Here is a 12180-nt window from a genome sequence, read left to right on the forward strand (position 1 = left end):
CCGCTTGACGCCGCCCGGCACGCCCCTTACAACCCTCCAATGGCCCTGAGCTATTCCCTTCCCACTTCGCTGGAGTACTTCGCCACGCTGGTGCGCAGCGACGACCAGTTTCCCCTGCTGGAGGCGGCGGCGTCCATCGCGCAGGACGAGTACCCCGAGCTGGACGTGCAGCAACTGCTCGGCGACGTGGATCAGCTGCTCGCCCGGCTGCGCCGGCGATTGCCCGCCGATGCGTCGTCGCTGCAGCGCCTGCGCTCGCTCAACCAGTTCTTCTTCGGCGACCTGGGCTTCGCGGGCAACGTCAACGATTACTACGACCCCGAGAACAGCTACCTCAATGCCGTGCTGCGCACGCGGCGGGGCATTCCGATTTCGCTGGCGCTGGTGTGGATGGAACTGGCCCAGGGGCTGGACCTGCATGCGCGCGGCGTCTCGTTTCCCGGGCACTTCATGATCAAGGTGCTGTTGCCCAAAGGGCAGGTGGTGATGGACCCGACCACGGGCCAGTCGCTGTCGCGAGAAGAGCTGTCCGAGCGGCTCGAACCCTACCGGCACCGCAGCAGCGGCCTGGTGGACGACTACGACATTCCGCTGGGCCTGTACCTGCAGGCGGCGCCGCCGCGTGACGTGATCGCGCGCATGCTGCGCAACCTCAAGGAGATCCACCGCTCGCAAAAGGACTGGGCGCGGCTGGTGGCCGTGCAGGACCGGCTCATCGTGCTGCTGCCCGACGCCTGGGGCGAGTGGCGGGACCGGGGCCTGGCCCATGCGGAGCGGGGTGACACGGCATTGGCCGTGGCCGACCTGGAGACGTACCTGGCGCGCGTGGAAGACGGGCTCGACATCGACGCCATCGCCGAGCGCGTGAGCCTGCTGCGCCGCGCCAGCAACTGAGGCGCAGTGCGGCCAGCGGCGCTGGAAGGGCTCCGCTGGGCGCTCTTACTGGCGCGCCGTGCGCACGTTGGGTGGCAGGGCTTGCGGGTGGCTGGTGCGCAGCGGGTTGATGTCCAGCCCGCCGCGGCGCGTGTAGCGCGCATACACCGACAGCTTGATCGGCTTGCAGCGCGTCCACACGTCCATGAAGATGCGCTCCACGCACTGCTCGTGGAATTCGTTGTGGTTGCGAAAGCTCACCAGGTACTGCAGCAGCCCGGCCTGGTCGATCTGCGGGCCGCTGTAGTGGATGCGCACGCTGCCCCAGTCCGGCTGGCCGGTCACCAGGCAGTTGCTTTTCAGCAGGTGGCTCGTGAGCGCCTCGGTCACCGGCGTCTCGGCATGGTTGGCCGACAGCAGCTCGGGGGCCGGCGTGTACTGCGTGCATTCCACGTCCAGGCGGTCGAGCAGCAGGCCGTCCAGTTCCTGCACGGGCTCGCGGTCGAACAGCTCGAGCTGCAGCAGCTTCACGCCCACCGTGCCTGCGTGGGGCGCCCCGCGCCAGACGGCTTCGCTCACGTCGGCGCGGATGCGGGCCTGCACCTCGGCGGCGTCCGTGAAGCGCGTGTTGTTGAAGCTGTTCAGGTAGAGCTTGAACGACTTGCTCTCGACGATGTTCGGCGTCTCGCACGGCACCGTCACATGGGCGATCGCCACCTGCGGCTTGCCGCGCGGGTTGAGCCAGGACAGCTCGAACGCCGTCCACAGGTCGGCACCGAAGAAGGGCGGCGTGTCGCCGATGCCGATCTCCGCCCGCTTGCCGGCCCGGGGGATCGGAAAGAGCAGGGCGGCGTCGTACTGGTCCGCATAGGCGGATGCACGGCCCAGCTGCGATTGTTCGGGGGTGTTCATGGAACTCCGTGTTTCTGTTTGCTATTGATTTAATAGCTATGGAGGCAATGAGAACTAGGGCGTCAAGCCGATTTCATTCGAACTTGCGTTCGCGCAGCCATTTGGTGGCGATCCACTTCTCGCCGGCGATCACCGGCGCGCCGCCGTGCAGCGTGCGCGTGGACGGGTGGGGGCGTTCGTAGCTGAAGAACACCGCGTTGCCCTGGCGCGGCGCGATCTCCAGGTGCACGTCGGGGAAGGTGGTGCCGCCGCCCTTGTCCGGGTTGTTCAGGTAGATCACCAGCGTGGCCACCCGCTGCCCGCCGCGGCGCAGGATGGTCGGCGTGCCGGGCTCGGCAGGGTCGAAGTAGTCGTAGTGGGGCTTGTATTCCGCGCCCGGGCGGTAGTGCAGCACCTGCAGGCCTTCGCCGTTTTCCAGCGGCCAGTTCACCAGCTTGGCGATGCGCTCTTCCAGGAGGCGCACCACCGCGTTCTCGCCGATCTGGAAGAACATGCCGTCGCTCGTGCGGTCGTCGTTCACCTCTTCGCCGCCCGTGCGCGTGGCCACGGTGAGCGAGCGCGCCATGCGCGGCTCGGCTTCGGCCACCAGCGCTTCGCACTCCTCGGGCGAGAGCAGGTTGCCGAACAGCACCACGCGCGGCTTGGCCATGGACATCAGCACCTCGACCTGGCGGTCGCCCACGTCGATGAAGAGCGGCGATTCGCCCACGGCCGGCTCGGGCACGCGCGAGGCAGGAGGCTGCCCCTGCTGCACCGCCAGCGCTTCCAGGTGGTCGCGAAGCACATGCTCCATGGCGTGCGCGGCCACGTCCTCCCGCCAGCCTGCGTCGAGCATGGACTGGAGCACCACCGGCGCCTGAAAACCGGCCTGGGCCTGCGCGATGATCCATTCGCGCAGTTCCGGCGTCACGGATTGGGACGGGGCATCGGCCGGGGCGGAGGAGGTGGTCTGGCGGGAACGTGCGGGCATGGCGTGGTGGGCGTCAGTGGCGTTGGCGTTTCGGGAAGAGGAATCCAGTCGATCGTCGGGGCCGGGAGGTGCGGGGCTATCCGCCCTCAGGCGGCCTTGCGGCGGAACACGAGCCGCTCCGGCGTGGAGGCGGCACTGGCGAAAGCATAGCCTTCCAGGTCAAAACCCTCGAGCTGGCGCGGTGTGGCCACCTGGTGCCGGATGGCATGGCGTGCCATGAGCCCGCGCGCCCGCTTGGCGTGGAAGCTGATGACCTTGTAGGCCCCGCCTTTCCAGTCCTCGAACACGCACTCGATGACGCGCGCCTTCAGCACCTTGCGGTCCACCGACTTGAAGTATTCCTGTGACGCCAGGTTGACGACCACCGGCGTGGCGTCGGCCGCCAGTTGCCGGTTGAGGTGCTCCGCAATCGACGCGCCCCAGAACTGGTACAGGTTGGCGCCCGCATCGGTGGCGAGCCGGGTGCCCATTTCCAGGCGGTAGGGCTGCATGCGGTCCAGCGGGCGCAGCACGCCGTACAGGCCGCTCAGAATGGCGACATGGCGCTGAGCCCAGTCCAGCTCATCCAGCGTGAGCGAGCGGGCCTGCAGGCCTTCGTACACATCGCCGTTGAAGGCCAGCACGGCCTGGCGCGCATTGGCCGCGGTGAACTTCGGCCGCCATGCGGCATACCGCGCCACGTTGAGCGCGGCCAGCGGGTCGCTGATGCCCATCAGGGCGGCAACGTCCTGCGGCGACTTCTGCCGCAGCACTTCGATGAGCCGGGTGGACTGGGGGACGAACTGCGGCAGCGTGTGCCCGACGCCTTCGGGCAGGGGCGTGTCGTAGTCCAGGGATTTGGCGGGAGACAGCAGGAACAGCATGGGAGTCGCGATGGTCCGGTGACCTCGGAGGGGGAAGCGGAAAGCCCGGCAGCGGGCTTTCCGGCAAAGACGACAACCGGCCCGGGCGTTGCACCGCGGGCCGGCGGCGCCGCATCAGGCGGCGGGCGGCTGCTCGAACGGCAGCGTCAGGTCGCGCAGGTCGCGGCGCGTTTCCACCAGCACCAGCGGGCCTTCATCGATCGCCACCACCGGGGGGCGTTCGCGCGGCACGTGGACCGGGCGCGGTTCGGCCGCGATGGCGGCCTGCGCGGCGGCGATCTTCTCCGCATCGGAATTGACCCACTGCAGGCCCGAGGTCTGGGCGACCTGGTTCAGCTCGTCCACCGGCAGGGTGAATGCCTGGACCCGTGGCATGGCGCCATTGGGCTGGGCAGGGGCTGCGGCTTGGGCTGGAGCGGCGGCAGCAGGCTGCAGCACGGGGGCCGGCACGGGCGTTGGCGCCACCGGCGCGACCGGGGCCGCTACCGGAGCGGGTGCCGACACAGGACGCGGGGCCACCGGCGCAGGGGCCACCGGCTCCACGGCAGGCGCGCGGGGCACCGCCGATTCCAAGGGCGCATCGGTGGCTGGTGCGGCGACGGGCTCGTGGGCCTGCGGCGCGGCGGCAGCGGACGCGTTGAAGTAGCTGCGGCGTGCGGGTTCCTGCGAGGCTTCGGCGGACGCGCTGTCGGCAGGGGCCGTCGCGCTGACATCGAAGTCCATCAGGTTGCCGGCAGGCTGCTCCTGCTCCGCACCGTTTTCACGCGGAGCCCGCTCGCCGCGCTCGCGGCGATCACGGCCGTAACGGTCGCGCGACCGGCGTTCACGGCGCTCATCGCCTCCGGCGGCGGGTGCGGCCGGGGCGGCGTCGTTGCCGGTCAGGTCCAGGTCGGGCAGGGACGCCATGGGGGACGTGTCCACGAAGTCCGCCACGGGGCCCTGGCCTGCGCCGGTGGCCTCGTCGACGCGGGGAGCGCGTTCACCACGCCCGCCACGCTCGCCGCGGCCACCGCGCTCGCCGCGTTCGCGGCGGGGGCCGCGCTCGCTGCGTGCGGCTTCCACGGGTTCGCCGGCACCGTCCAGGGTGACGGAAGCGGTCGCTGGCAGCGCTGCGCCGGTTTCGGCGTTCAGCGGGGCCTGGCGGGGCTCGCCGTCCCGACCGCGGCCGCGGCCTTCGCGTGGCTCGCGGGGTTCACGGCCCTCGCGGGGTTCGCGGCCTTCACGGGGCTCGCGCCCGCCATTGCGGGGTTCGCCTTCCGGACGGCCCTCGCGGCCTTCCCGGCCACCACGTGCTTCACCGTCGCGGGGGCCGCGGCCGTTGCCGTTCCCGTTGCGTGGTGCTTCGCCCTCCGGGCGCTCCGCGCGGCCGTCACGGCCATCGCGGCGGCCACGGCCTTCGCCATTGCCTTCCCGTTGGCCGTCGCGCGAGCCATTGCGGTCGCTGCCGTTGCGCTCACCGCGGCGGCCGCGTTCGCCGCCACGGCCTTCACGCCGGCCTTCCCGTGCGGGTTCGGCCACCGGGGCCGGTGCCGGCGCGGCCACAGGCGCCGGGGCGCGTGGGGGCTCGCCGAAACCGAACAGGCTCTTGAGCCATGCGAAGAACCCTTGCTCCTGGGGCGCGGGCGCCACGGCCGGCGCGGGTGCCGGAGCCGGGGTGGCCGCCGCAGCCGCAGCGGCGGCCGCTGCCGCGGGCCGGCTGTGCGACGGGTTGCGGGCCGCGCCTTCCGGACGGGGCTCGGCGATCGGCGCCGGCGCGTCGGGCAGCACGCCCTTGATCACTGGGGTCTGCTTGTTGGTGGGCTCCTGCGAGCGGCGCGTGACGGCGGTGGGGTCTTCCACTTCCTCGACGAGCTTGTAGCTGGCGTCGATGTGATCCAGGCGCGGGTCGTCGTGCTTGAGGCGCTCGAGCTTGTAGTTCGGCGTCTCCAGGGTCTTGTTGGGCACCATCAGCACGGTCACGCGCTGCTTGAGTTCGATCTTGGCGATCTCGGGGCGCTTTTCGTTGAGCAGGAACGAGGCCACTTCCACCGGCACCTGGCAGTGCACGGCGGCCGTGTTGTCCTTCATGGACTCTTCCTGGATGATCCGCAGGATCTGCAGCGCCGACGATTCGGTGTCGCGGATGTGGCCCGAGCCGCCGCAACGGGGGCAGGGGATGGAGGAGCCTTCGCTCAGCGCGGGCTTGAGGCGCTGGCGGCTCATCTCCATCAGGCCGAACTTGCTGATCGTGCCGAACTGCACGCGGGCGCGGTCCTGGCGCAGGGCGTCGCGCAAGCGGTTTTCCACTTCGCGGCGGTTCTTCGACTCTTCCATGTCGATGAAGTCGATCACGATCAGGCCGCCCAGGTCGCGCAGGCGCATCTGGCGGGCCACTTCGTCGGCGGCTTCCAGATTGGTGCGGGTGGCGGTTTCCTCGATGTCGCCGCCCTTGATGGCGCGGGCGGAGTTCACGTCCACGCTCACCAGCGCTTCGGTGTGGTCGATCACGATGGCGCCGCCGGAGGGCAGGGTCACGGTGCGGGCGTAGGCCGACTCGATCTGGTGCTCGATCTGGAAGCGGCTGAACAGCGCGGCGTCGTCGCGGTAGCGCTTGACCTTGCCGGCATGCTCGGGCATAACGTGCGCCATGAACTGGTGCGCCTGCTCGTAGATGTCGTCCGTGTCGATGAGGATGTCGCCGATATCGCCGTTGAAATAGTCACGGATCGCGCGGATCACCAGGCTCGACTCCTGGTAGATCAGGAAGGCGCCCTTGCCCCCCTTGGCCGCGCCGTCGATGGCGGTCCAGAGCTTGAGCAGGTAGTTCAGGTCCCACTGCAGTTCGGGCGCCGTGCGGCCGATGCCGGCGGTGCGCGCGATGATGCTCATGCCCTTGGGGTATTCGAGCTGGTCCATCGCCTCCTTGAGCTCGGCCCGGTCTTCGCCCTCGATGCGACGCGACACGCCGCCACCGCGCGGGTTGTTGGGCATCAGCACCACATAGCGGCCGGCCAGCGACACGAAGGTGGTCAGGGCTGCGCCCTTGTTGCCGCGCTCTTCCTTCTCGACCTGCACCAGCAGTTCCTGGCCTTCGCGGATCACGTCGTTGATGCGCGCCTGGCTGACCGAAACGCCTTCGGCGAAGTACTGGCGGGAGATTTCCTTGAAGGGCAGGAAGCCGTGGCGGTCTTCGCCGTAGTCGACGAAGCAGGCTTCCAGCGAGGGCTCGACGCGGGTGACGACGGCCTTGTAGATGTTGCCCTTGCGCTGCTCGCGCCCTTCGATCTCGATTTCGTAGTCCAGCAGCTTCTGGCCGTCGACGATGGCCAGGCGGCGTTCTTCGGGCTGCGTGGCGTTGATGAGCATCCGCTTCATGATGGGATTCCTTTTCGTTGTCGGCCGGGCGGCGCGCAGCGAAAAAGCTGCATCGGCGCGCGTCCCGACCATTCAAACCAATGACACAGGCTCTTCAGGAGCCATGGATGCCAGGGCCGACGCGTTGAAACGAAGGGAATTGCCGCAAAGCCACGCGGCTGCGAAGCACTAGCTTCGCAGTCGTGGCGGGGGCGCGTGGATGGGGGCGAGGGGAAATGTGTGCAGCGTTGCCATGAAAGACTTGGCTGATGGCGCGGGCTGCACGGGCGATGCCGGCGATTGCGGAGCCCATGCCGAAGGCAGGCGCCTTCGCCAAAGGGTCACAATCCATGCCAACAATGCCCACATGTTTTCGCTTTGATCCGCCCGCAGAACCTGCCTGTTGGGCGGCCTGCGGACTGGGGATTCCGGTTTCGGTGTTTCAATTTGTCAGCCGGCCGCGCGGCGTGGGAGCCACCACAGGCATCTGGCCTGCAATCTGCGCACACGACACCCGTTGGCATCGACCTGCCTGCGCGGCTTGCAAGGTTGCGTGGACTAAACTCCAGACAAATCAACCACTTACAGAACATCGCGCAGGTGAAACACATTATAGGGGGCAAACCGGCGACGGACCGTGCCCCAAACCCCGCCCCCGCTGCAGCCCGCATCGTCGAAGTCGACGAGGACTCTGCCGGCCAAAGGCTCGATAACTTTCTGATACGCCATCTGAAGGGCGTCCCCAAAACGCACGTGTACCGCATCATTCGCAGCGGCGAAGTGCGCATCAACAAGGGCCGTGCCAGCGCGGACACCCGGGTCGCCACGGGCGATCAGGTGCGCCTGCCGCCCGTGCGCATCTCGGACAAGGTGGCCGAGAAGGCCGAGCGCCCGGCGCCGGCCCGCGAATTCCCCATCCTGCTGGAGGACGACCACCTGATCGCCATCGACAAGCCCGCGGGCGTGGCGGTGCATGGCGGCAGCGGCGTGAGCTTCGGCGTCATCGAGCAGTTGCGGCAGGCCCGTCCCCAGGCGAAGTTCCTGGAACTCGTGCACCGGCTGGACCGGGAAACCTCGGGCATCCTCCTCGTGGCCAAGAAGCGTTCCGCGCTCACGCACCTGCAGGACCAGTTCCGGGAGCGGGAGACCGGCAAGACCTACCTGGCCCTGGTGCCCGGCACCTGGGCCGCCAACAAGAAAGTGATCGACACGCCCTTGCACAAGTACCTGCAGGCCGATGGTGAGCGGCGGGTTCGGGTGACCACGCCGGAGGACCCGGACGGCATGCGCTCCATCACCCTCGTGAAAGTGCGCAGCCACCTGCCGGCGCGCGCGGCCGAGGGGCTACCGGCCATGAGCCTGCTGGAAGTCACCATCAAGACCGGTCGCACCCACCAGATCCGCGTGCACCTGGCCAGCCAGGGCCATGCGATCGCGGGCGACGACAAATACGGCGACTTCGAACTCAACAAGCGGCTGCACAAGCACGGCCTCAAGCGCATGTTCCTGCATGCGTGGCGGTTACAGTTCTCCCATCCCTCCCTCGGCGAGCGTATCGAACTGCGCGCAGAGTTGCCGCCCGACCTGGCGCAATTCACCGCCGCCACTGCCTGAACACCATGCCCACGACCCCACGCCGCCGCTTCGACCTCATCGCTTTCGATTGGGACGGCACCCTCTACGACTCCACCGCCATCATCGTGCGCTGCATTCAGGACTCCGTACGCGACGTCGGTGGCACGGTGCCGACCGATCAGGCCGCAGCCTGGGTGATCGGCATGGGCCTCATGCAGGCGCTGACCCACGCCGCACCCGATGTGCCACCGGAAAAACACGCCGAACTGGGCAACCGCTACCGTTATCACTACCTCAAGCACCAGGACGATCTGAGCCTGTTTTCCGGCGTGTTGCCCATGCTGGAAGACCTGCGCGCCCGAGGCCACTTGCTGGCGGTGGCGACCGGCAAGAGCCGGCGCGGCCTGGACGAGGTGCTGCACACGGTGGCGCTGCGGGGCATGTTCGATGGTTCCCGCACGGCCGACGAAACCGCCGGCAAGCCACACCCGCTCATGCTCCAGGAGTTGATGGCCGAGTTCGATGTGGCGCCGGAGCGCGTGTTGATGATTGGCGACACCACCCACGATCTGCAGATGGCCCTGTCGGCCGGGTGCTCCAGTGTAGGGGTGAGCTACGGAGCGCACGAGCCCGGTGAGTTCGAAAGTCTCCAACCCCTGGCCGTGATGCATTCCGTGCCGGAACTGCACACCTGGCTTTTGCGGCACGCCTGACGCTGGCCGCTGCACGCTACAGCCCATCGCCGGTAATTGCCATGGCCTCTTCCTCGCAACCCATCGACCTTTGCCCCAGCGCTGATCTGGTGGACGGGGGACAGGCCGTTGCCTTCGACGTCCTGTATGCCGGCCAGGCCTGCCGCGCCTTTGCCGTGCGCTTCGAAAGCTGGCCCCGTGCCTATCTGAACCGGTGCACGCACGTGCCGATGGAGATGGATTACCAGCCGGACCGTTTCTTCGACGACACCGGCCAGTGGCTGCTGTGCGCCACGCACGGCGCCGCCTATCGGCCCGACACAGGCGCCTGCGCAGGTGGCCCGTGCCGCGGTGGCCTGGTGAAGATCCAACTCTCCGAAGGCCAGGGCGTAGTGCGCTGGCATACTGACTCCCACTTGCAACCTGTCGAATTCTGACAAATGACCGAACCGACCCGGCCCGAACCCTCTGGTTCTGGGCAGACCCCCCCGCCAGCGCCCGACCTGTGGGCGCAGAATGCTACTGAAAAAGAAGCAAAAGACCCTGCGAAAGCGCCAGGCTGGGAGCGTGACGTGTTGGAAAAGCTGGTGTTCGCGACCTTGTCCGAGCAGCGCTCCGCACGCCGCTGGCGCATTTTTACCCGGTTGGCGTGGCTGGTCTTCCTGATTGCCGTGGCCTGGGTGTTGCTGGCGCGCGACGCTACCAGCACGAGCAAGAGCACGCCCCACACGGCGGTGGTTGACATCAAGGGTGAGATCGCCGCGGGGGCCGAAGCCAGCGCCGAGTTCGTGGTGGCGGCCATGCGCAGTGCCTTCGAAGACTCCGGATCGCAGGCCGTGGTGCTGCTCATCAACTCGCCGGGCGGCAGCCCGGTGCAGGCCGGCATCATCAATGACGAGATCATTCGCCTGAAGGCCAAGTACAACAAGCCCGTCTATGCCGTGGTGGAGGAAACCTGCGCATCGGCCGCCTATTACATCGCCGCCGCCGCCGACGAGATCTACGTGGACAAGGCCAGCATCGTCGGCAGCATCGGCGTGCTGATGGATGGCTTCGGCTTCACCGGCACGATGGAAAAGCTGGGCGTGGAGCGTCGCCTGCTGACGGCGGGCGAGAACAAGGGCTTCCTCGACCCGTTCAGCCCGCAGACCGAAAAGCAGCGTGCCTATGCGCAGGCCATGCTGGACCAGATCCACCAGCAGTTCATTCATGTGGTCAAGGAAGGGCGCGGCGATCGGCTCAAGCCCACGGCGGACACCTTCAGCGGTCTGTTCTGGACCGGCCAGCAGGCGGTGGAGATGGGGTTGGCCGACCACCTGGGCAACCTCGACTATGTGGCACGCGAGGTCGTCAAGGCGGAAGACATCATCGACTACACCCGCCGCGACAACGTCGCCGAGCGGCTGGTCAAAAAATTCGGCGCTGCCATGGGCCAGACGGCCGTGCAGGCCATCAAGGGCGCACCGGCCATCCGCTGAGGGCTCGCCATCCGGGGGGGCTGCCGCCGGCCCGGGCTCGGTGCCCGGTGGTCCGGATCAGCGGTTGGAATCCCTGAGATCTGTTGATCGGGCCTAACGCCCGATGGCAAAGACGGCCGGTATCCGGTTATCGGGCACTTCAATTTGCTGTCGCCATTGGCGCACGAGCCGGCTTGCCGTGCGCGCCTGCGGCAGTGTGAGCCCGCTGGCAATCGCCAGCCGGGTATTGGGCTGCAAGGTTTGCACCAGGGCCTGCCACAGCGCGGCGTTGCGGTACGGGGTCTCGATGAACAGTTGCGTTTGCCCTTGCTTGAGCGCCAGGGCCTCCAGTTCGCGGATGCGCTGGGTGCGCTGGGCCGAATCCTGCGGCAGATAGCCTGCAAAAGAAAAACCCTGTCCATTGAGACCGCTCGACGCCAGCGCCAACAAGAGCGACACGGGGCCCACCAGTGGCACCACCCTCAGCCCGCAATCGTGTGCGGCACGCACCACCGAGCTGCCAGGGTCCGCCACTGCAGGCATGCCCGCCTCGCTCACCAGGCCCATGTCGTTGCCCGCCAAAGCGGGCGTCAGCAACGTGCGGGCATCAAAGGTCACATGGCCGTCTGCACCATGGTCGCCTTTCTTGTGCACTTCGCGCGGCAACTCGTCGATCTGCTGCGACTGCAGTGGCAGCTTCAGGGGGAACAGCACATCGACGCGCTTGAGGTAGGCGCGGGTGCTCTTGGCGTTCTCGCAGATCCAGTGGGTGATTTGCGACGCCGCCTGCAATGTCGCGGCAGGCAGGGATTGGTCCAGGGGGGCTTGGGTGTCGCAGCCGAAGTCGAGCGGCGCGGGCACCAGGTAGAGCGTGCCGGTCGATGCGGCTGTCATGGCAGTTCCATTCCAGCAGCGCGCAACATGCGGCAGGTGCGGATCAGCGGCAGGCCGATCAGCGCTGTCGGGTCATCGCTTTGGATGCTGTCGAGCAGGCTGATGCCCAATCCTTCGCTTTTGGCACTGCCGGCGCAGTCGTACGGTTGCTCGGCGCGCAGGTAGCGCTCGATCTCCGCATCGGACAGGTCGCGGAAGCGAACCTCCACCGGGGCCAACTCCACCTTTTCAAACCCCGCGGCGGCGCAGACAACCGCCACCGCGGTCTGGAACACGACGCTGTGGCCACGCATCTGTTGCAGTTGGGCAACCGCTTTCTCGTGCGTGCCGGGCTTGCCCAGCGGTTGTCCCAAGAGATCCGCTACTTGATCGGAGCCGATCACCACGGCGTCAGGGTGGGCTGCAGAGACGGCGCGGGCCTTGGCCATGGCCAACCGCAAGGCGAGGGTGCTGGGCGCCTCGCCGGCGTGGGGCGTTTCGTCGACATCGGGCGCTGCGACATCGAAAGGCAGGCGCAGGCGGGAGAGCAGTTCGGCCCGATAACGGGAGGTCGAGCCCAGCACCAGACGGCGGGGCAGGGAAGGGGATTGAGGCATGCGCTGATTCTCTTA

At 67.9% G+C, this 12180-nt stretch carries 12 protein-coding genes; 6 read left to right on the forward strand and 6 right to left on the reverse strand.

The window, feature by feature from the left end:
- Positions 1-39: 39 nt before the first annotated feature.
- Complete coding sequence (locus tag M5C96_RS05915; protein WP_272567838.1) at positions 40-894, forward strand: SirB1 family protein; 855 nt, start codon at positions 40-42, stop codon at positions 892-894.
- Between the two features lie 45 nt (positions 895-939).
- Here M5C96_RS05915 and queF read toward each other — a convergent pair whose 3' ends face one another.
- The 4 genes from queF to M5C96_RS05935 form a co-directional block, all read right to left on the reverse strand.
- Complete coding sequence (gene queF, locus M5C96_RS05920; protein ID WP_272567840.1) at positions 940-1785, reverse strand: NADPH-dependent 7-cyano-7-deazaguanine reductase QueF; 846 nt, start codon at positions 1783-1785, stop codon at positions 940-942.
- 73 nt (positions 1786-1858) lie between these two features.
- Entirely contained in the window at positions 1859-2755 is an 897-nt protein-coding gene (locus M5C96_RS05925; protein ID WP_272567842.1) for a 2OG-Fe(II) oxygenase, read from the reverse strand.
- A gap of 86 nt (positions 2756-2841) precedes the next feature.
- Positions 2842-3618, reverse strand: a complete 777-nt coding sequence (yaaA, locus tag M5C96_RS05930; RefSeq protein ID WP_272567843.1) for a peroxide stress protein YaaA — start codon at positions 3616-3618, stop codon at positions 2842-2844.
- A 114-nt stretch (positions 3619-3732) separates the two neighbouring features.
- On the reverse strand, positions 3733-6972 hold the full coding sequence (locus M5C96_RS05935) for an Rne/Rng family ribonuclease (RefSeq protein WP_272567846.1): 3240 nt from the start codon (positions 6970-6972) through the stop codon (positions 3733-3735).
- Here M5C96_RS05935 and M5C96_RS05940 point away from each other — a divergent pair.
- From M5C96_RS05940 to M5C96_RS05960, 5 genes are all read left to right on the forward strand, one after another.
- Positions 6956-7144: a hypothetical protein gene (locus M5C96_RS05940; protein WP_272567848.1), complete on the forward strand. Its 189-nt coding sequence runs from the start codon at positions 6956-6958 to the stop codon at positions 7142-7144. The genes M5C96_RS05935 and M5C96_RS05940 overlap by 17 nt on opposite strands.
- Positions 7145-7551: 407 nt before the next feature.
- Positions 7552-8565 carry an RluA family pseudouridine synthase gene (locus tag M5C96_RS05945; protein WP_272567850.1) on the forward strand — a complete coding sequence of 338 codons (1014 nt, stop codon included), beginning with the start codon at positions 7552-7554 and terminating at the stop codon, positions 8563-8565.
- 5 nt (positions 8566-8570) lie between these two features.
- Positions 8571-9239: an HAD family hydrolase gene (locus tag M5C96_RS05950; RefSeq protein ID WP_272567852.1), complete on the forward strand. Its 669-nt coding sequence runs from the start codon at positions 8571-8573 to the stop codon at positions 9237-9239.
- A gap of 41 nt (positions 9240-9280) precedes the next feature.
- Positions 9281-9655: a Rieske (2Fe-2S) protein gene (locus M5C96_RS05955; RefSeq protein WP_272567853.1), complete on the forward strand. Its 375-nt coding sequence runs from the start codon at positions 9281-9283 to the stop codon at positions 9653-9655.
- A gap of 3 nt (positions 9656-9658) precedes the next feature.
- Complete coding sequence (locus M5C96_RS05960; protein WP_272567854.1) at positions 9659-10696, forward strand: S49 family peptidase; 1038 nt, start codon at positions 9659-9661, stop codon at positions 10694-10696.
- A 93-nt stretch (positions 10697-10789) separates the two neighbouring features.
- On the opposite strand, the gene M5C96_RS05965 is transcribed toward M5C96_RS05960, so the two are convergent.
- Both M5C96_RS05965 and M5C96_RS05970 read right to left on the reverse strand, forming a co-directional pair.
- A complete protein-coding gene (locus tag M5C96_RS05965; protein ID WP_272567855.1) occupies positions 10790-11569 on the reverse strand; it encodes an SAM-dependent methyltransferase in 780 nt (259 codons plus the stop codon).
- Positions 11566-12165, reverse strand: a complete 600-nt coding sequence (locus tag M5C96_RS05970; protein ID WP_272567857.1) for a Maf family nucleotide pyrophosphatase — start codon at positions 12163-12165, stop codon at positions 11566-11568. The genes M5C96_RS05965 and M5C96_RS05970 overlap by 4 nt, the downstream gene beginning before the upstream one ends.
- Between the last annotated feature and the right edge of the window lie 15 nt (positions 12166-12180).

It is taken from the genome of Acidovorax sp. GBBC 1281, from assembly GCF_028473645.1.
Lineage (GTDB): Bacteria > Pseudomonadota > Gammaproteobacteria > Burkholderiales > Burkholderiaceae_C > Paracidovorax.